This window comes from Halomicrobium sp. HArcht3-1 (assembly GCF_058933345.1).
Map to the genome: position 1 here is coordinate 48,565 of NZ_JBZYDM010000014.1, position 18,540 is coordinate 67,104.

Annotated in this window: 15 protein-coding genes and 2 pseudogenes; 7 read left to right on the plus strand and 10 right to left on the minus strand. The window is 66.3% G+C overall.

Going from position 1 to position 18,540, the window contains the following annotated elements; genetic code table 11:
* Nucleotides 1–107 precede the first annotated feature (107 nt).
* The 4 genes from AC5FRW_RS17985 to AC5FRW_RS18000 all read right to left on the minus strand — a co-directional run bounded on the left by AC5FRW_RS17985 (nt 108) and on the right by AC5FRW_RS18000 (nt 4,838).
* On the minus strand, nt 108–2,696 hold the full coding sequence (locus AC5FRW_RS17985; protein WP_493569843.1) for an AAA family ATPase: 2,589 nt from the start codon (nt 2,694–2,696) through the stop codon (nt 108–110).
* Between the two features lie 104 nt (nt 2,697–2,800).
* Nucleotides 2,801–3,544 (minus strand): 4-phosphopantoate--beta-alanine ligase, encoded by a 744-nt coding sequence (locus AC5FRW_RS17990; protein ID WP_493569844.1) that lies wholly within the window; start codon nt 3,542–3,544, stop codon nt 2,801–2,803.
* Between the two features lie 42 nt (nt 3,545–3,586).
* Nucleotides 3,587–4,423: a pantoate kinase gene (locus AC5FRW_RS17995; protein ID WP_493569845.1), complete on the minus strand. Its 837-nt coding sequence runs from the start codon at nt 4,421–4,423 to the stop codon at nt 3,587–3,589.
* Nucleotides 4,424–4,469: 46 nt separating this feature from the next.
* Nucleotides 4,470–4,838: a hypothetical protein gene (locus AC5FRW_RS18000; RefSeq protein ID WP_493569846.1), complete on the minus strand. Its 369-nt coding sequence runs from the start codon at nt 4,836–4,838 to the stop codon at nt 4,470–4,472.
* Between the two features lie 98 nt (nt 4,839–4,936).
* Between AC5FRW_RS18000 and AC5FRW_RS18005 the strand changes: the two genes are divergently transcribed.
* Nucleotides 4,937–5,584 carry a hypothetical protein gene (locus AC5FRW_RS18005; RefSeq protein WP_493569847.1) on the plus strand — a complete coding sequence of 216 codons (648 nt, stop codon included), beginning with the start codon at nt 4,937–4,939 and terminating at the stop codon, nt 5,582–5,584.
* On the opposite strand, the gene AC5FRW_RS18010 is transcribed toward AC5FRW_RS18005, so the two are convergent.
* A complete protein-coding gene (locus AC5FRW_RS18010) occupies nt 5,581–6,390 on the minus strand; it encodes a CPBP family intramembrane glutamic endopeptidase (RefSeq protein ID WP_493569848.1) in 810 nt (269 codons plus the stop codon). The two genes, AC5FRW_RS18005 and AC5FRW_RS18010, sit on opposite strands and share 4 nt — an antisense overlap.
* Before the next feature lie 4 nt (nt 6,391–6,394).
* Nucleotides 6,395–8,452 (minus strand): ATP-dependent protease LonB, encoded by a 2,058-nt coding sequence (gene lonB, locus AC5FRW_RS18015; protein WP_493569849.1) that lies wholly within the window; start codon nt 8,450–8,452, stop codon nt 6,395–6,397.
* Nucleotides 8,453–8,610: 158 nt separating this feature from the next.
* On the opposite strand from lonB, the gene AC5FRW_RS18020 reads away from it, so the two are divergent.
* The 3 genes from AC5FRW_RS18020 to AC5FRW_RS18030 all read left to right on the plus strand — a co-directional run bounded on the left by AC5FRW_RS18020 (nt 8,611) and on the right by AC5FRW_RS18030 (nt 12,771).
* Entirely contained in the window at nt 8,611–9,177 is a 567-nt protein-coding gene (locus AC5FRW_RS18020; RefSeq protein WP_493569850.1) for a nicotinamide-nucleotide adenylyltransferase, read from the plus strand.
* On the plus strand, nt 9,161–9,925 hold the full coding sequence (locus tag AC5FRW_RS18025) for an SAM hydrolase/SAM-dependent halogenase family protein (protein WP_493569851.1): 765 nt from the start codon (nt 9,161–9,163) through the stop codon (nt 9,923–9,925). The genes AC5FRW_RS18020 and AC5FRW_RS18025 overlap by 17 nt, the downstream gene beginning before the upstream one ends.
* Before the next feature lie 389 nt (nt 9,926–10,314).
* Complete coding sequence (locus tag AC5FRW_RS18030; RefSeq protein ID WP_493569852.1) at nt 10,315–12,771, plus strand: DUF5059 domain-containing protein; 2,457 nt, start codon at nt 10,315–10,317, stop codon at nt 12,769–12,771.
* Nucleotides 12,772–12,926: 155 nt separating this feature from the next.
* Here the strand turns inward: AC5FRW_RS18030 and thsA are convergent, their stop codons facing one another.
* Nucleotides 12,927–14,489: a thermosome subunit alpha gene (thsA, locus tag AC5FRW_RS18035; RefSeq protein ID WP_493569853.1), complete on the minus strand. Its 1,563-nt coding sequence runs from the start codon at nt 14,487–14,489 to the stop codon at nt 12,927–12,929.
* 173 nt (nt 14,490–14,662) lie between these two features.
* On the opposite strand from thsA, the gene AC5FRW_RS18040 reads away from it, so the two are divergent.
* Entirely contained in the window at nt 14,663–15,472 is an 810-nt protein-coding gene (locus AC5FRW_RS18040) for an amidohydrolase family protein (protein ID WP_493569857.1), read from the plus strand.
* Between the two features lie 195 nt (nt 15,473–15,667).
* Here AC5FRW_RS18040 and AC5FRW_RS18045 read toward each other — a convergent pair whose 3' ends face one another.
* Together AC5FRW_RS18045 and AC5FRW_RS18050 are read right to left on the minus strand one after the other, a co-directional pair.
* Nucleotides 15,668–16,573 carry a glycosyltransferase family 2 protein gene (locus AC5FRW_RS18045; RefSeq protein ID WP_493569854.1) on the minus strand — a complete coding sequence of 302 codons (906 nt, stop codon included), beginning with the start codon at nt 16,571–16,573 and terminating at the stop codon, nt 15,668–15,670.
* Nucleotides 16,574–16,656: 83 nt separating this feature from the next.
* Nucleotides 16,657–17,361, minus strand: coding sequence for a class I SAM-dependent methyltransferase (locus AC5FRW_RS18050; protein WP_493569855.1), 705 nt, complete (start codon nt 17,359–17,361; stop codon nt 16,657–16,659).
* Between the two features lie 233 nt (nt 17,362–17,594).
* On the opposite strand from AC5FRW_RS18050, the gene AC5FRW_RS18055 reads away from it, so the two are divergent.
* Complete coding sequence (locus AC5FRW_RS18055) at nt 17,595–17,864, plus strand: helix-turn-helix domain-containing protein (RefSeq protein ID WP_493569856.1); 270 nt, start codon at nt 17,595–17,597, stop codon at nt 17,862–17,864.
* Between the two features lie 21 nt (nt 17,865–17,885).
* A pseudogene (locus AC5FRW_RS18060) lies at nt 17,886–18,422 on the plus strand (MBL fold metallo-hydrolase); the annotation flags it as partial.
* Here the strand turns inward: AC5FRW_RS18060 and AC5FRW_RS18065 are convergent.
* Nucleotides 18,422–18,540: pseudogene (locus tag AC5FRW_RS18065) on the minus strand (IS6 family transposase); the annotation flags it as partial. The pseudogenes AC5FRW_RS18060 and AC5FRW_RS18065 sit on opposite strands and share 1 nt — an antisense overlap.

Sequence of the window (18,540 nt, forward strand, 5' to 3'; positions counted from 1 at the left end):
GGATTCCAGAGAGACGCCGATACCGCCCCGCTCGTACTGTCGGCTGTCCGTCTGTGGAGAATCTCTCGACCTCGGGGGTCGCGAATAGCTCGAAACAGCCGGCGCTATCAGCCCAGATACCGCAGATCGGACGTTCGCTCGCTCTCGCGATAGCGCTCGCCGTCGTCCCACGCCCGCAGGCTCGATTCCGTGCGCTCGATGGCAGTCTGCAGGTGGTGTGTCGCCACTGGCTCGCCGGCACGCAGCGCCCGGTGGGCGGCCTCGTCGGCGACGAGTTCGAGGTCGCTGGCGGCGTAGCCCGCCGCCGCGTCGGCCAGTCGCTCCCAGTCGACCGCGTCGGCGACCGGCCGCTCCGCGAGGTGGACCCGCAGTATCTCCCGGCGCGCGTCAGCGTCGGGCGGGGGGACCTCGACGCGCTCGTCGAAGCGACCGGACCGGCGGATCGCACCGTCCACGTCCTCGATCAGGTTCGTCGCGCCGACCACGACGACGTTCTCATCGTCGACCGTCTCCAGTTCCGTCAGCAGCTGATTGACTAGCTGCTGGCTGCTCTGATTCGTTCCCGTGCCACGACCACCCGCAACGGCGTCGATCTCGTCGACGAAGACGATGCAGGGCTGATTGGCGCGGGCGATCTCGAACAGATCGGCGACACGCTGGGCGGGTTCGCCCATCCACTTGCTGACCAGCGCCGCCGGCGAGACTTCGATGAAGAAGTGATCGAGTTCGCCCGCGAGCGCCTCGGTGATGTAGGTCTTGCCACAGCCCGGCGGCCCATAGAGCAGGACGCCGCTGGTCGGGTCCAGTCCGTAGGTCTCGAACCGCTCGGGGTCGCGAAGCGGTTCCAGCACCTTCTCTTCGAGCGTCGTCTTGAGGTCGGCCATCCCGCCCACGTCGTCGAAAGTCCGGCCAACGTCGTTCGTGACGATGGCATCGGCTTGCAAGTGCTCGACATCGGCTGGCTGGACGACCGTTCCCGTTCCGTCGGTCTCGGCGGCGACGAAGTCGTAGCGGCCGATCCACTCGTCGATGCTCGTCTCGGTCGCCGAGACGGCTGCGTCGAGTTGCTCGGTCCCGACTGGGCAGTCGGCGTCGAGCGCCGCACGGGCGGCCTCGTCGACGACGAGTTCGAGGTCGCTGGCGGCGTAGCCAGCTGTGTTGGCGACCGCCGTCGACAGGTCGAGATCGGGATCGGTCGGGCGGCCGGCGAGGTGGACCTGCAAGATTTCGCGGCGGGCGTCGGCATCGGGCGGCGGGACTTCGATCCGCTCGTCGAAGCGCCCGGACCGGCGGATCGCGCTGTCGATGTCGTCGAGGTGGTTCGTCGCACCCACGACGACGATGTCCTCGTCGCTCACGGCTTCCAGTTCCGTCAGCAGTTGATTGACCATCCCCTGCTCGCTCTGATTGGCGTCGTCGTTGCCGCGGGCGACCGTGACCGCGTCGAGTTCGTCCAGAAAGAGCAGACACGGCTGATTCGCGCGGGCGATGGCGAACAGTTCCTGTACCTTCTGTGCAGGTTCGCCCATGTACTTGCTCGACAGATCGGCCGGCGAGACCCGCAGGAACGACTGACCCAGTTCGCCCGCGAGCGCCCCGGTCACGTAGGTCTTGCCACAGCCCGGCGGGCCGTGCAGGAGGACGCCGTCGACGGTGCTCAGGCCGTACTCGCGGTACCGTTCGGGGTTCCGAAGTGGCTCCAGCACTTTCGCTTCGAGGGTCTGCTTGAGCCGCCCCATTCCGCCCACATCCGCGAGGCTGCGGTCGGGGCTGGGATCGATCAGCTGCTCGGCCGACAGCAGTTTCGCCTCGGGTGGGTCGACGATCTCGTCTCCGGCCGCCTGCTGGCGTTCGCTCCTGACACTGTCGTTCTCGTCGCCGTTCTCGAACGTGGTCTCGGTGTCCGAGCCGCCGAGCCACTGCCCTTCGGTCTCCAGTAGTGACTGGTGGCTGGCGACGAACTGTTCGAGCCACCCGACCGACGTGATCCTGTCTGTGTCCCAGTCGCCGTCCGTCGGGCGAACGGCGACATAACAGAGGTCGGACTGGCTGTCGGCGTCGAACTCGGCGATCCAGAACGGGACGAAAACGCGGTCGATCCGCTCGACGGCGTCGAACGAGTCGGCGTCGACGGCATCCGGCAGTCCGTAGGTGTCCCTGAGATCCGCCAGCGGGTCGTCGTCGTGGGTGGTCTGGACGCGATGACGAAGCCGTCTGGCTTCCGTGTGATCGCCCGCGCGTTCGGCTTCCTCGGCCTGCTCGCGCCACCGCTCGATCTGTCGGGTCGCCCGTTCGCGCTCGTGTTCGAGCCGTGTCGGGAGGACCGATGCGGCGCGTGCCTCGTCGCCGTGGTGGCCCAGCAGGACCGTCGGAATCTCGTTGTCTCCGTAGCGGGCCTGCGGGTCGACGGTCTCCGTCGTCCGGGCCGCGTGGCGCTCCATCGCCAGACCCGCGTCGTTGTCCTCGAACAGGCCATCGAGTAGCGCGACTTCGTGTTCGTGATCCGGGCCGGACCAGGGAAACGTCCCCGACACTGTGTAGCTGTACTCGATTCGATACGCCGGGTAGAGAACCCGGAGGAGACCCTGTAGCTGGTCGTGTCCGTCGCACCACGTCTGGTCGTTCGTCCGCAAACCGTGGGCGACCGCTCGGCCGTCGAGCAGCGACTGGTCGATCTGGAGGGACTCCGGTATCATGGTCGTCTCCTCACCGGATGCATATCGAACCCTGACGACCGATCGACAAAACGTGTTCCGGTCGTCCGGTCGTCCGTGCCCCGGACTCGCGCGCCGACGGACCGTCAGTCGCCGCCCTCTCGGATCGCTCGTTCGGCGGCCGCGAGCGCGTGCTCTCGGTCGAAGTCCTCGATCGCCGCCCGCTGGGCGCGCTCGTCGCCGGCCAACTCCTCGGCGTGAGCGGTGATGGCGGGGACGGCCCGGATGATGTTGTCCACGATGGGCACCGTCGCCGTCTGGGCCGACCGCGACATCGGATTGAGATCGACGACGAGTTCGGTCTTGCCCATCTCGGCCAGCGCCTCGGCGCGGTCGCCATCTTCCAGCGGGACGAGCACCACGTCCGCGTCGCCGATGCCGTCGGCGTCGACCTTCGCGCGCTCGTGGTCCAGCCCGGGAATCCGGCCGTCGGCAGTGAGACCGAGCACGTCCTCGGCACCGTGGGCCTGCAGGTGGTCGACGATGCGTTCCATCCGTTCATCGGTCCGATTGAAGAGGTTCACTTCCAGATCGGCGCCGGTCGCGTCGGCCAGTGCGACCATCTCGCCCGGGACCAGCGCGGCGACGTTGCCGTTGATCGAGAGGACGGCGTGGTCGGCCTGTAGCAAGTGGGCAGCGGCGGCCCGCTCGGCACTGGCGGCCGAGTCGATGGTTTGCTCCCCCAGCAAGTAGTCGAAAGCCTCTCCTCGACCCTGTGCGATCAATCCCTGTCTCGACGTGATCCCCTTCTCGACCCCGTCCTCGATGCGGTGGCGGGTCAGTAGTGACTCGTAGCGTGGATGGGACTCGGGAATCTCGATCTCGCTCATACCGGGCACTCGCCGTCGGGGGGCAAAAAGCGGTCCGCTCGACTACGCGTCACCGACGAGCGTCGCGCCGCCGGGGTGGATCTCGGTGACGGTCGCGTCGTAGCCTGCGTCGGTCAGTCCCGTCCCGAGCGTGAAGACCGTCTCGCCGAGCATCGCCATCGCGGCCTCCCCGTCGGCGGCGGCCACGTCCTCGATCACCGCCTGCACGTCGTCGGTCAGCAACTCGGCTTCGCGGGCGAACTGACGGGCTGCACGCATGAACGCCCCGGTCGTCGGCTGCTTGACGACGCGCGAGAGTGCTTTTTCGCCGGCCCTGGTCAGCGCGTCGGTGTCGCCCCCCAGCACGTCCTCGGTCGACAGTTCGTCGATGACGTGGTACTCGACCCGTCCCCGCGCGGGGATGGCGTCGATGTAGTTGTCCTGTGGCCCGCCCGGTTCGAGTCGCAGGGGGACGCCCCCGCGTGCCTGTGCGACCACGTCGCCCAGCCCGGTGCCCGCCTGCACTTCCGCGCCGTGTGCGATCGTCACCAGTTCGTTCTCGGAGAGTCCTCGTCCGCGGACGGCGTTGGTCCCGAGCGCCGTCCCCAGCGCCATCGCGCCGGAGACGCCAAAGCCAGAGCCAAGCGGCAGCGGCGTCGCTGCCTGCACCGCTACGTCCGCCCGGAGCGCGTCGAGGACGCGGTCGACCGCTTCGATCTCGATGTCGACGCCGTTCAGCGTCACGGAGCGATCCTGCCTCGCGCTGACGGTGACGGTCACGCCGTCGGCCAGCGCGATGCCACCGCCGCGTGAGCCTGCCTTCGTCGGGTCGTCGGCCGGGTCGCTCGTAAAGAAGCCAGTCACGTGTCCCGGCACGAACGCCGTCGCCTCGTCGGTCATGGCTCTGTGCAGTGGCTCGGCCGGTGTAAGCGTTACCTGTCGCGATTCAGGCGTAGTTCTCGTAGAAGTACAGGCCCAGTGCGACCAGCAGCGCCAGCGACCCGGCCGCTTCCAGCGCCGGAATCTGTGCCACCACGTCGAGTTTCGCCAGCCCCTCGTAGCCGATGGAGACACCGGCCAGTCCCAGCGCGGCCACGGTGAGTTTCGTAAGCGTACTCGCGCCGTCACGGTTGATCCGCTGGATGCCGACGACACAGGCGGCGAGGACGAGCACCGAGACGAGCAGGTCGGAGATCGGTCCTGCAAGCGCCCAGTCCGTCGTGAGGTCGGCGGCGAACAGGGCCACGTAGGTGAGCAACGCACCGACCACGAGGCGACGCTGTGTCGGTGTCCGAATCGCGAAGATATCGGTCATATCCGTTCATCGTCTCGCCGTGGGATAACGCTGACGAGCGCGGTCGCCGCGCCTGATCGAGCGTAACGCCTACGGTCGGACCGCTCTCACTTCCGTCGATGCCCTCCCGTAGTGACGATATCGCGGTCCCGACAGACGCGGCCGCGGTCGCCGACCGGTATCGACGCATCGAACGACCGATCAGCGCCGCCGTCGCGCTCGTCGTCGCCTCGATCGCCGGCGTCGCAATCCTCTCGCTCCCGCTGTTGTGGGGTCTCGCTGTTGCACTCGCTGTCGTCGCCGCCATCCGGCTTCCAATCGTGCGCTCCGACGGAACCACGACGCTGTCGACCGACGCCGATCCCGCGGACGTTCGCGCCGACTTCGAGAGCGCCTGCCCGCCGCCGCTTTCCTTCCAGTGGGGAATCGCCGACGATATCGAGCAGACCGACGACGCGTGGGCCTACACGATCTCGTACCTGTTCGGTCTGCGCTCGACGGAGCTGACGGTCGAATCGCGGCCCGGCGACGACACGAACGACCTCGAACTGGTCGTCACCGCTGGCAGTCAGCCGTGGGGGACCTACGAGGTGACCATCGACGAGGATGGCGATGGGGGAACGACCGTCGAGATCAGCGTCGACTCCGACCGGCGCTTCGGGCTTCGACGGCTGCCCCAGTGGCTCGTCGCCAACCGCTACCGCGAAGCGGCGCTCGAAGCCCAAGGATACCGCGTGGTCGAGCGAAACGCCGGACTGTCGCTCTAACCGGCACCCGCCACCGTTTCGATGGTCAGTCGGTCGTAGCCAAGCCCCTCGTGGACGACCAGTTCCAGTGCGTTGACCAGATAGTGCGCGACGATCACGACCAGCAGACTGTCGGTGAGGACGAAGCCCGCCGCAAGCACCAGTCCGAGTCCGCCGGTGACGGCCATGCCGACCGGCCCCTGTGCACCGTGGGCCGCCCCGAAGACGAGTGCGGAGACGACGGCCAGCAGCCACGGCGACACCGAAAAGCCGGCGGCGACGACGCCGATGGCGGCCCCGCGGAAGATCACTTCCTCGACGACGGCGACTGTTGGCAAGGCCACGCCGAGCAAGAGCGCCCAGCCGACGAGTGATTCCGGTGCGAGCAACTCCCGGACCGTCTCGTCGTACCCCGCACCGGTCGCGTCGGCGAGTGCGCCGGCCCCTTCGTTTGCGACCCAGAGGACGACGCCGAAGCCGACGCCGACGGCGAGACCGGGCAAGCCACGGGCCAGTGCAGTGTCGGGCACGCCGACGGCCCACAGCGGGATCGAGAGCGCGAGCGCCCCCACGATCACGACCGCGCCGAACGCGCCCTGCGTGAGGACGACGTTGGCGATCCACACCGCCGAGGACGGTTCTGTGTCCGGGTCCGGGCGTTCGAAGCGCGGGATGACGGGATCGGCCGGCCGCGAGTCGTGGGCTGTCGGCTCGGCGGATCTGATCGGGTCGTCGTCACTGAGCGCGGTCTGTGAATCCCGTGCGAGAGCGAGTAAGAGAAGCAACACGGCGACCAGCAGGCCGGTGAAGGCGGCCCACTGGGCCACGGCTCTACTGCGGGCTGGGTGAGCCGCCGGACTGGCCCACTTCGCGTTCGAGCGCTTTGCCGGTGATCGACTTCAGGCGGTCGACCAGCGAGTCCTTCTCTGGCTCGCCGGCCAGCGCCACTTCGAGCACCTCGGAGATGTGCGAGACCGGGACGATCTCGATCATCTCCTCGTACTCGTCTTCGATCATGACGTCCTGCATGTTCGCCTCGGGGATGATGACCGTGTCGAGACCGGCCTTTGCGGCGGCCTCGATCTTGTGGGTGACACCGCCGACGGGCAACACGTCACCGCGGACCGACAGCGAGCCGGTCATCGCGAGGTTCTGCTCGATCGGGACGTTCTCCAGCGCGGAGATCACCGCGGTCGCGACCGTGATCGAAGCGGAGTCACCGTCGACGCCGCCTTCGCCGGCCTGGACGAACTGGATGTGCACGTCCTTCTCCGAGAGATCCTCGTCGGAGAACTTCTTGATGATCGCGGAGACGTTATCGACGGCTTCCTCGGCCATCTCTTTGAGCTGGCCAGTGGCGATCACCTTGCCGCCGCTCTGGGTGGGTGCGACTTCTGCCATGACCGGGAGAACGATCCCGCTGTCCTCGCCCATCACGGCCAGACCGTTGACACGGCCGACTACGTCGCCTTCGTTGACCGTTAGCTCGTAGTCCTTGCGGCGTTCGATGTAGTCGTCGGCCAGCTGTTGCTCGATGGAGCGACTGCGGCCCTTGGCTTCGAGCACGTCTTCGCGCGTGGTCACGTCGGCGTCCTCCGCGCGGGCGATGTCGCCAGCGACGCGGACGAGACCGCCGAGTTCACGCAGCTTCAGCGTGAGATGTTCCTTTCGGCCCGCGCGCCGTCGGGCTTCGAGGATGACCTCTTCGACGGCGTCGCGGTCGAAGTGGGGCAGGCGGCCGTCCTTCTCGACTTCCTGTGCGATGAAGCGGGTAAGCTTCCGTCGCATCTCGGGGGTGTCCTCGATGGTGTCGTCCATGTACACCTCGTACCCGTAGCCCTTGATCCGGGAACGGAGTGCGGGATGCATGTTCTCCATCGCGTCTAAGTTCCCCGCGGCGATCATGATGAAGTCACAGGGGACGGGTTCGGTCTGGACCATCGCGCCCGAGGAGCGCTCGGACTGGCCGGTGATCGAGAACTCGCCCTCCTGGATCGCCGTCATCAGCTTCTGCTGGGAACGGATGTCCAGCGTGTTGATCTCGTCGACGAACAGGACGCCCTTGTTTGCCTTGTGGATCGCGCCGGCTTCGACGCGGTCGTGGCTGGGCGTCTCCATTCCACCGGACTGGAAGGGGTCGTGGCGAACGTCGCCCAGCAGGGCACCGGCGTGGGCACCGGTCGCGTCCTCGAAGGGTGCGGTGGTCTGGCTGGCGCGGTTGACCAGCAGGTTCGGGATCATCGCGTCGTTGCCACGCGAGCCATAGCGGAAGGCCAGATAGATGACCCCGGCCGCCAGGATCCCCAGCAGGACCGACCCCTGGATGATCAGCGCGTAGCCGATGATGATCGCGATGATGATCCACATGAGGAAGGTCCGCATCTGATTGCGCTTGTGGGCTTCCTCCTTGTGGGCATCGACGATCTGTTCACCCTTCCCGGCGGGAACGGTCCGTACCTTCGGTTCGTTCCCGTCGTCGGGGTTGTGGTAGACCAGAACGTCCTGGAGTTCTTCTTTCGGGAGCAGTTGGCTCATCGCTTTTGCCAACATCGACTTGCCCGTCCCGGGCGAGCCGATCATCATCACGTGCCGGCGCTGCTTGGCTGCCTTTTTGATGACGTCACGGGCGTGATCCTGCCCGATGACCTGATCGACGAGACGGTCGGGGACCTCGATGTCGCTGGTCGACTCGATGTCGAGTCCGCCCAGCAGCCCCTCTTCCTCGTCGTCGAGGGTGGCACCGCCTTCGACTTCGACTTCGCTGCCGAGGTTGTCCAGACCGTCGCCGTCGGTCTCGTCAACCTCGCCACCGTCGTCGTGTTCGGGCGGCGTCTCGGTCACCTCCCGTTCGTCGTCGGGAGTGTCGTCAATCTCGGTGTTGTCGCTCATACAAACGTTGCTAACACCAGTTTGGAGGGACTGTCCACTGATATACTTTCTCCCCGCGTCCGGCCTTGCCGAACCGCTCGAACCGCAATACGGCGGCCGATTCGATCCCCCTCATGACCACTCGTCGGCTTTATCATTTTTGACGACGAGGGTGTCGTATGCGCGGTTTCTACATCGGTCGATTCCAGCCCTATCACAACGGACACCATACGGTCGTCGAGGAGATCGCGACCGAGGTCGACGAACTCGTGCTCGGAATCGGGAGCGCAGGTGATTCCCACAGCGCACACGATCCGTTCACCGCCGGCGAGCGCATCATGATGATCACACGTGCCGTTCGCGAGTACGAGCGCGAGAACGATCTGGTGACCTACGTCGTTCCCATCGAGGACCTCAATCGAAACTCGGTGTGGGTCAGCCACGTCGAGAGCATGAGTCCGAGTTTCGACGTGGCCTACTCCAACAACCCGCTGGTGATCCGGCTGTTCGAGGAGGCCGGCATCGAGGTCCGCCAGTCGCGGATGTTCGACCGCGAACGGCTGGAGGGTAGCGACATCCGACAGGCGATGATCGAAGACGACGCGTGGCGGCCGCGCGTCCCCGACGCCGTCGTCGAGACCATCGAGGAGATCAACGGGATCCAGCGTATCCGTACCGTCGCCGAGAACGACGTGGTCGAGCGCTGGGAGGCGGGAGACGACGAGATCGATGATCACGCTCAGTAGCGACTTCGGGTCGCCCTATCCCGCGGCGATGAAGGGCGTCATCCTGCAGCGGACCGACGCTCGCCTCGTCGATGTGAGCCACGAATTTCCCCGGCAGGACGTGCGTGCGGCGGCGTTCTGGCTCCGTGAGGTGTTGCCGTACTTTCCGCCGGCGGTCCACTGTGTCGTCGTCGATCCCGGTGTCGGTACCGACCGGGCCGCCATTGTCGTCCGTGTCGGTGGACACGCCATCGTCGCTCCCGACAACGGCGTCGCGCTCCCGGCCGCGCGAGCGCTCGCGGGCGAGGGCGACGTGATCGAGGTCTTCGAGATCCAGATCGACGACCCCGAGAGCGCGACGTTCCACGGCCGGGACGTGTTCGCGCCGATGGCCGCGGCGGTCCACGAAGTGGGCGTCGACTCGTGTCACGAGCGCGACGACCTCGTCCGCGCAGACACGTACGAGGACCTGACGTTTCCACGACCGACCGTCAGCGAGACCGGGGCCAGCGGCGAGGTCCTCGTCGTCGACGACTTCGGCAACACGATTACGAACGTTCCCGGAGAGGCTATCGCTGAGCACGTCGGCGCACAGGTCCACATCAACGCCGAGCCAGCACCGGTCAGACGGACCTACGCGGCCGTCGACTCCGGCCAGCGACTGGTCACGGTCGGGAGCCACGGCAACGTCGAACTGGCCGTCAACCGCGGCCGTGGCGACGATGCGTTCGGACTCGGCGTCGGCGACCGCGTGGAGCTGACGTACTGACGTTTTAGGAGGGCCGAAAAACCGACAGGCTTATTAGTTTTAGGCTATCCTAAACAATTGCGTGGGGTCGCCGGCAGACTCGCCGTCGCGTGCGTCTGCCGTGCCCGGTCGGCCCATGCTCGACTGGATTCCGGCGGTTGCGCCCGACCGATACTCCATATCGGGCGCGTCCGTGGAGACCGTCGGTCCCCACCCGCTCAACCGTGTCATCGTGGCGGTCCGAACCGCCACTCCCGGTCGTATCGTCGGCCACCGTGGCCGTGAGTGTCGGCGGCTGTGGGCATCGCTGCCGCCAACGTCTGTCCTTTCTGTCACAGGGAAATCATCATCTTTTAGGCTTGCCAAAAAACCGGCGCGCTTATATGCTTTAGGCCGGCCAAAAAGTACGTATGCACAACAGACGGGAGTTGCTCGCGAGTATCGGCATGACGGCGACGGCGGCACTCGCAGGGTGTCCGGGTGAAACGTCGAGTGAGGAAGCGACCGACGACGGGGCGACGGCTGCGACCGAGACGGACGAAGCCACCGCAACGGACGGCGACCAGTCGAGCGAGAGCGCCACGGCAAGCGGCCCCTCGCTCGCTGCCGGGGCGCAGTTGAACGTCTATCGGATGCGACTGTACGACGCGCTCGCGCTCGGTCGGGCCGGCCAGACCGCTGCCGGGGCGCGTGTCGCCCAGTCGATCTTCCAGCGGTTCGAACAGGCCAGTGGCGAGTACGGCGCACACGAGACTCTCGAACGGACCAGTGAGTCCGCCTACGAGACCTTCGAATCGGCGCTGGGCGAACTCCGGTCGGCGCTCGAAGCCGAGGACGTGGACGCCGCGAAGGGATCGGCCGACAGGGCCGGGCAGGCGCTCAAGCGTGCACAGACGGCGCTCGTCGGCGAGGATGCGACCACCGCGCTAGGCGCGCTGTATCTCGGGAGTCGCGCCGCGAACGCCCGGTATCTCGCGAACGCGGGGCACTTCGACGCGGCTGCGACCGTCGGAAGCGCGACGTACAAGGCCTTCGAGGCCAGTCCGGTGTACGACGCCGTCGAATCGGCCAACGGCGAGGCCTACGAATCTTTCGAGTCGGCACTCGAATCGATTCAGAGCGCCGCAGGCGAGGAGGATGTCGCGGGCGTCACCGATGGGACTGACACGGCGTTGTCGGCGATGGTCGACGGTGCCTACGCCCTCGTGACCGAGCAGGCCGCGGGCACGGCCCATCTCGCCTCGATGCAAGCACAGGGCTACGACGCCGCCGTCCTCGCCGGGCTGGGCGGTCCCGGCGAGGGACTCGCCCATGCCACGACACTGACGACCTATCGCGCCCGCATCCACGACGCCGTCTGGCTCGCCGATGCTGGCGACTCGGCCACCGCCGCGACGATGGTCCAGAACGTCTTCGCCCACTTCGAGGGCGCACGCGCACACGAAGCCCTCGAAGAGGCAGACCACGCGGCTTACGAGGGCTTCGAGAGCGGGCTGGAATCGCTGCAGTCGGCCATCGAGGACGGGTCCGGCGTCGCCGAGGCCGCCGGGACGGTCGACGAGCATCTCCGGACCGGGATCACGGCACTCGCTGGCGACCACGCCCCAGTCCTGCAAGCTGGCTTCTTCCGTGCGCGCCTCGCGGACGCCCGCGAGCGGTACGAACATGGCAACGCTGGTGCTGCCGCCTCGATCACGCAGGGCCTGTTCGAGGCTTTCGAGGCCGACGAACTGGGCTTCCACGAGACCTTAGAGGAGACCAGCGAGGACCTCTATCATCGCTTCGAGGAGCAGCACCTCGTCGCGCTCGTCGAGGCCTACGAGAACGACGACGACGGTGCCATCGAGACCCACCACGAGGGCGCGCTGGCCGCGCTACTCGAATTCGAAGCCACCTACGACGCGAGCATCGCCAGCACGGCCGAGACCGCGTTCGTCGTCGGCCGGGCCTTCGACGCCGCGACGGCCGCGACGCTGGACGAGGAGTCCCGGGCCGCGACGATCGCCCAGTCGATCTTCCAGCACTTCGAGGCCGGCGCGGCGGGCTACCACGAGGCACTCGAAGACGCCGACCACGAGACCTACGAGACCTTCGAGGAACGGCTGGGTGCGATCCGCTCGACCGCCGAGTCTGACGGCGACGTACGCGGGGCGGTCCAGACGTACGCCGACACCGCCATCGACGGCGCGTACGCCATCGTCGGCGCTGCCGGTGGCTCGAACGGCGAGAGTGCCGCCGCCATCGTCGAAGACGTGTTCGGGACGTTCGAGGAGGCGCGCGTCCACGAGACACTCGAAGAAGCCGACCACGCGGCCTACGAGGGCTTCGAGAGCGCCATGAACGACTTCGTCGGCGCGCTCGGCGATGGTGAGGCGCCGGTCGGTCCCTTCGCCGACGCGACCCTGCGCGCGCAGTTCGCCGTCGCCGGTGCGATCGACGACGCGCCGGTCGGCGAGGGCAGCGAGAGCGGCGACTCCGAAGCGACCGAGACCAGCCTCGAAGGCGGGCCGAACGTCGTTTCAGGTGTGCCCGAGGACGCTGACCACGTCGTGAAGATGCAGGCTGTCGCGTACGAACCGGCTGAACTGACCGTCTCGGTCGGTGACACGGTCGCCTTCGAACACGTCGGCGGCGAGGCCCACTCTGTGACGGCCCGCAGCGACGGACTGCCCGAGGGTGCGAGCTACTGGGCCTCCGGTGGCTTCGACTCGGAAGACGCGGCCATCGAGGGCTGGGAGAACGGGAAAGGCGCAGTCCAGTCGGGCCAGAGCTACGTTCACACCTTCGAGACGGCGGGCGAGCACGCCTACTACTGCATCCCCCACGAGATGGCGGGGATGGAAGGAACCGTCGTCGTCGAGGAGTAGTCCGCGACACCGCTGTCCCGTCGCTTCCCCTGTCGCTCGGGGTGAGACCACGACACTGCTTTTGGGCCACTCGCGTGGTGACTGGCGATCGCTGTCGCTCTCGGACGGATCGTCGAAAAAAGGCGATGTCTGACGGGGTTCCGTGGTCCGCTCGCTTAGGCGTCCGACGAGATCACGTCGTCGATACGGACGATCATCGTCGCGGCCTCGGTGGCGCTCTCGACGGCCTCGCGCTTGACTGCGGCGGGGTCGAGGACGCCGTAGTCGACGGGGTCGTCGATGACACCGGTCTGGCCCTGACTGATGATGCCAGCGATGCCTTCACTCTCGTGCTCGGAACGGAGGTCGACCAGTGCGTCGATCGGGTCCATGCCCGTGTTCTCGGCGAGCGTGCGCGGGATCACGTCGACGGCGTCGGCGAAGGCCTCGACGGCTAGCTGCTTGCGGCCCTCGATGGACGCGGCCTCGCTGCGGATGTGGTCGGCGATCGCGATCTCGCTCGCGCCGGCACCGGGGACGACGCCGCCCTTGTCGAGTGCGGCGACGACTACGTCCAAGGCGTCGTTGAGCGCGCGTTCGAGTTCGTCCGTGACGTGCTCGGTGCCCCCGCGGGCGAAGATCGTGACCGTCTCGGAGTTGGCACCGCCGGAGACGAAGGCCAGTTCCTCGTCGCCGTACTTCTCGACGCTGACGTCCTCGGCCTCGCCCAGATCGTCGGCTTCCAGCGTGTCGACGGAGCCGACGCGGCTCGCGCCCGTCGTACGCGTGACATCCTGGAGTTCGTCGCTGTCGACGCTGTCGAAGGCGACGATGCCCTCTTTGGAGAGCTGTGCGCCGACGCGGTCGTCGATGTCACCGGAGACGAAGACGACATCGGCACCGATCTCGGCGATGGCAGCGGCGTAGCCCGCGAGTTCCTCCTCTTCGGCCTCGATGGCGGCGTTGAGCTGATCGACGTTCGTGACGTTGTACTCGGCGTCGATGTTGCTCTCGCGAATTTCGAGGTCGGTGTCGATCACGGCGATGCTCGCGTCGGCGACGGAGCCGGGCATGTTGCCGTGGACTGGCTCTTCCTCGATGATGATCCCCTCGACGAGTTCCGTCGCCGAAGAGGACGCACCGGCCTGACTGCGAATGGCGATCTGATCGCGGGTCGACCCCTCGCCAGCGGCAGCCTGTCGGACGGCGTTGACGACCGTCTCGGCGAGGACGTGGGCTTCCACGTCGCCGGTGCCTTTCCCGGTCATGGAAGACTCGGCCACGTCACTGAGCGTGTCGTCGTCGATGTCGATGTCCAGCACTTCGGCGTCGATGGCCGCCTGAGCCAGCTGTGCGGCCTCGTGGTAGCCCTCGACGATGGTCGTCGGGTGGACATCGTCTTCGAGCAGGCTCTCGGCCTGTGTCAGGAGCTGCCCGGCCAGTACGGAGGCCGTCGTCGTCCCGTCGCCGACTTCGTCTTCCTGGGTCTCGGCGACTTCGACGATCATCTGAGCCGCGGGGTGCTCGATGTCCATCTCGTCGAGGATGGTCGCACCGTCGTTGGTGATGACGACCTCCCCCGAGTCCGAGACGAGCATCTTGTCCATGCCACGGGGACCGAGTGTCGTCCGTACGGACTCGGTGACTGCCTTGCCGGCAGCGATGTTCGAACTCTGTGCGTCCTTTCCTTGCGTACGCTGGGCGTCCTCGTCGAGAATGAAGAGAGGCTGGCCACCCATGCGTCGCTGGCCGGACTGTGACATTGTTGTATACCTCACTCATGTGTCGTTAGCGGTTCTATATAAAGGTTACTATGGAACAGGGGGCGACCGCCCCGGTGGCCGCCCGCGAAGCACCTGTCGGCCGTCAGGAGCGGCAACTGTTTAATACCGCGCTGTCCCAGTTGCTGGCAATGCTGGAGCTGGAACACGGGTTCCGGGTGGTCGACGTCCACGCGCGACTCGAACCGGACGCGTCTCGCCGGCCCCGGGAAGGGATCGGCAACCCCGAACGCCTGGAACGGGAGATGCATCAGGCCGGCGTCGTTCGATCCGTCGTCTACCCGGACGACCGAGAGGCGGGCTATCTAAAGGCCAACAACGCCGTCGCCCGGATGAGCGTCGGCCGCCCGCTGGTCGCGTTCGCCCGCATCAACGGCGCACGCGACCCCGGTGCCGGTGCTGGCTCGCGCCTGCGTAACTTCACCGCTTCCCGCGAGGAGTTTCACACCTCGCCAGAAGACATCGAGCAGTACGCCTACGACGACCGCTTCGTCGGCTTCAAGGCCCATCCCGCGAAGGACGGTCTCCCCGACGAGGAGGTCATCGACCAGCTAGCAGCCGTCGGGAAACCGCTCCTCGTCCACGGCGGCCGGGGCTTCCCGCCGGATGCTATCGAACAGCACTTCCTCACAGCCGATCTGCCCGTCGTTCTCGGACACTTCGGTGGCTACCCCCTCCAGCACGACCTGACGGCGAGCGCCATCGACCTGTTAGAACAGTACGACCAGTGCTATCTCGACACCAGCGCCGTCCGCTTCCGTGACCCGCTCGAACGCGCGATCATGGAACACCCCGACCGAGTCCTCTTTGGCAGCGGCGCACCCGGCGTCCACCCGAACGTCGCCATCATGGAGATTCTCACGCTGGACGTGCCCGAAGACGCCATGAAGAAGGTGTTCTCGAACAACCCTACGCGCGTCGTTCCCGAACTCGCTCCCTAGATAATTCGGCCTTTTCAGTTTCAGCGCCGACAGCGTGGCCGACAGTGAGACCTCGAAAGCCCTCGGCTCGCTAACCCGTTCTCTGACGGATATCCTCCCTATAGTCGGATAGTGCCGCCAGAGAACGGGCTACCGCGCCTCGCCCTTTCGAGGTATCCGTCTCTCCGGCAGACCTTTCGGTCGGTCCAGAATCTCCTAGTCGCGGTAGTCGTACACTTCGACGGCGCGATCACGGCGGGCGGAACGACCGTTGGGGTTGCGCCGTGGGGCGGCGTCACAGCGACGCGCACGGACGCCGTCTTTCGCACCCACGCTCGTCCCACGTACCACTTGCTGGCCGGTCCCGAGCCACTGAGAGGGTTCGGCGTCGCCACGGAATACGTCCACGAGCGAGTCGAGAGCGTCGCGGCCGGCGTGGGCGAGAATCCGTCTGGCGACGGTCGGGCGCGTCCCGTAGTTCTTCACGAGGCGATAGGACAGCGACCGATACTTCGAGTCCCAGTCTTTCTGTCGGATGCCGCCATCGGCTTCGAACTCGCTGCGAACGCACATCGAACTGTCCCACGTCACGTCGTAGCCGCTCTCGGCGACGCGGTGGGCCAGATCACGACTGCCGCCCACGTCGAGATACTCGTCGAAGCCGTCGAGTTCGTCCAGTAAATCCGTCGAGAAGGCGACGTTGCCGGGATTGAAGTAGGTCACGTCCCGGCCGGCAATCGTCCGCTCTTCCCGCGATTCCGTCGTCATCCCGGCGGCCAGTTCCCGGTGTGTCGGACCGGTGACGACCGCCGTCTCGGCGAGCGTCTCCTCGACGGCGTCGATCCACCCGGACTCGACGGAAAACGAGCGATCGAGGAGGGCAACGGCGTCGCCGGTCGCCCGATCGATACCGGCGTTGCGTGCGGCGTTGATCGTTCGGTCTGCGATCTCGACGAGCAGGTCCACGTCGTCACGATCCCGGACCATTCCCGTGGTGCCGTCCGCCGACGGGCCGTTGACCACGATGGTCTCGGCGTCGGGGACGTGGGCTGTCAGGGTGTCGAGACACCGTGACAGCTCTTCCCGACCGTTGAGGGTCGGGACGACCACGGAGAGTTGCATACTCCGGGTTAGGACGCTGGAAGGTCTTAAAGGTCACCGAATCGTGCAGTTAGAAACGCTGTTGCAGCCGCTCTTGGCCGGAATTAAACCCGCGTGTCCCAGTAGGAGACCGACGCGGCGTAGTCACCGATCGGACTCGATCCGATCGCCTGATCGATCGACCAGAACCCGGCGGCGAGACCGTTGGGAATCTTCCGGTAGAAGCCATACGGCAGGACGAAATCGTGGTCATCGTTGGCGAGTGCGAGGTCGGCCCCGTCGAGCAGGCGGTCGACCTCCCACCGGGAGTACAGCCGCGACCCCATCGGGAGCGCCCAGTTGTACAGCGACCGCATCGAGAAGCGATTGAACGTATCGAAGAAGACCTGATGCTTGGAGACGCGGCGCATCTCCGCGAGGAAGGAGGCGGGCGTATCCGCCAGATGGAAAAAGCGCATCGCGACGACGGTATCGAAGTGGTCGTCGGGGAACGGGAGTCGTGCAGCGTCGCCACGCATGAACTCGACGTGGTCGGCGACGCCGGCGGCCTGTGCTTTCTCGCGGCCCTGTTTGAGCATCGGTCCCGAAATGTCCAGCCCGACGATGTCCGCCCCGCGCTCGGCGAGCATCACGGTAAAGCGACCGGTACCACAGGCTACTTCGAGCACTGACTTGTCGCCGACCGGGCCGATGGCGTCGAGGACGGCTTCTTTTTCCCGGCGATCGATCAGCCGACCGCCCCGCGAGAAGCGCTTGTCGTCGTACTCCTCGGCGACGTCGTCGGTCTGATACCACTCCTGCCCTTTCACGCTATGCGTTGATGGCCACCCGGGCAATAAAACGGTGCTGTTTCACTGCGCTCCCGCGACCGATGTGTATCGATTCGACGGGTGGCGCGACAGTCCTTCGATCGCCGTCGACACACGCCGACTACGGACGCTCGTCAGGGAATATAAGGTCACATTATACAATCCCCACAATCTGTATTGTATGGTCATACATATAGCCAAGTTTTACCAGTACCGTTGGACCAGGTCCGTGTATGAGCACGATTTCCGAGGAGACGAACCCGCCGACGTTCACCCAGACGGAGTTTCGCGAGCGACTGCGCGAACTGCCACCGAGCGCGAAACTCGTCGCGAAGGTACTGGAGACCGACGCCCCGCTCTCGCAGGGCCAGCTCGCGGAGGCCTCGCTGTTGCCCGACCGGACCGTCCGCTACGCCCTCAACCGACTCGAAGAGTGTGACCTGGTCGACTCCCGTTACAGCTTCACGGACGCCCGCAAACAGGTCTACTTCCTCACGAACTAACTTCCGTCTGCCACTCGTGGGGTGGGTATGGAACGGGTCAGCGTCCCGGTCGCAACGCGTGCACCGACCGGCCAGACCAACGCCTACGTTCTCGGTACCGACAGCGCCGTTCTCGTCGATCCGGCGGCCCGCCACGACCGTATCGACGACCAACTCGCCGGTCGATCGCTCGACCACGTCCTCGTCACGCATCACCATCCCGACCACGTCGGTGGGGTCGCCGACTACGCCACCGCCCACGACGCGACGGTCTGGGCACACCGTGGTCGGGAGGGGGCCTTCGAGGCTGCGACCGGCATCGAACCAGATCGAACGTTCACCGACGGCACCGCCATCCCCGACGACGGCCACTGCGAGGTCGTCGCGACGCCGGGCCACGCGCCCGAACACGTCGCGCTCGCCACCGCCGACGGACTGGTCTGTGGCGACCTCGCCGTCGCCGAGGGGAGCGTCGTCGTCGGCGCACCCGAGGGCGATGTGCGGGCCTACTGCACCTCGCTCCGGCGCGTGATCGCACGCGCTCCGGATCAACTGTTCCCCGGCCACGGAGGTAGTGTTCAGATTAGCTGATTCCATGCGAAGCTGAATGATCTGAGCCAGTCGTCAGCTGTGTCTGGATCGACGTGGCTGAAACAGTTTGAGAACGAAGAGGTTCGTCTTTTCACTTCTCGAAAGA

Bases quoted from the DNA above. Each gene is read 5' to 3' on its own strand.
- AC5FRW_RS17985 (WP_493569843.1), bottom strand. From the start codon at position 2,696: ATGATACCGGAGTCCCTCCAGATCGACCAGTCGCTGCTCGACGGCCGA.
- AC5FRW_RS17990 (WP_493569844.1), bottom strand. From the start codon at position 3,544: ATGAGCGAGATCGAGATTCCCGAGTCCCATCCACGCTACGAGTCACTA.
- AC5FRW_RS17995 (WP_493569845.1), bottom strand. From the start codon at position 4,423: ATGACCGACGAGGCGACGGCGTTCGTGCCGGGACACGTGACTGGCTTC.
- AC5FRW_RS18000 (WP_493569846.1), bottom strand. From the start codon at position 4,838: ATGACCGATATCTTCGCGATTCGGACACCGACACAGCGTCGCCTCGTG.
- AC5FRW_RS18005 (WP_493569847.1), top strand. From the start codon at position 4,937: ATGCCCTCCCGTAGTGACGATATCGCGGTCCCGACAGACGCGGCCGCG.
- lonB (WP_493569849.1), bottom strand. From the start codon at position 8,452: ATGAGCGACAACACCGAGATTGACGACACTCCCGACGACGAACGGGAG.
- AC5FRW_RS18020 (WP_493569850.1), top strand. From the start codon at position 8,611: ATGCGCGGTTTCTACATCGGTCGATTCCAGCCCTATCACAACGGACAC.
- AC5FRW_RS18025 (WP_493569851.1), top strand. From the start codon at position 9,161: ATGATCACGCTCAGTAGCGACTTCGGGTCGCCCTATCCCGCGGCGATG.
- AC5FRW_RS18030 (WP_493569852.1), top strand. From the start codon at position 10,315: ATGCACAACAGACGGGAGTTGCTCGCGAGTATCGGCATGACGGCGACG.
- thsA (WP_493569853.1), bottom strand. From the start codon at position 14,489: ATGGGTGGCCAGCCTCTCTTCATTCTCGACGAGGACGCCCAGCGTACG.
- AC5FRW_RS18040 (WP_493569857.1), top strand. From the start codon at position 14,663: ATGCTGGAGCTGGAACACGGGTTCCGGGTGGTCGACGTCCACGCGCGA.
- AC5FRW_RS18045 (WP_493569854.1), bottom strand. From the start codon at position 16,573: ATGCAACTCTCCGTGGTCGTCCCGACCCTCAACGGTCGGGAAGAGCTG.
- AC5FRW_RS18055 (WP_493569856.1), top strand. From the start codon at position 17,595: ATGAGCACGATTTCCGAGGAGACGAACCCGCCGACGTTCACCCAGACG.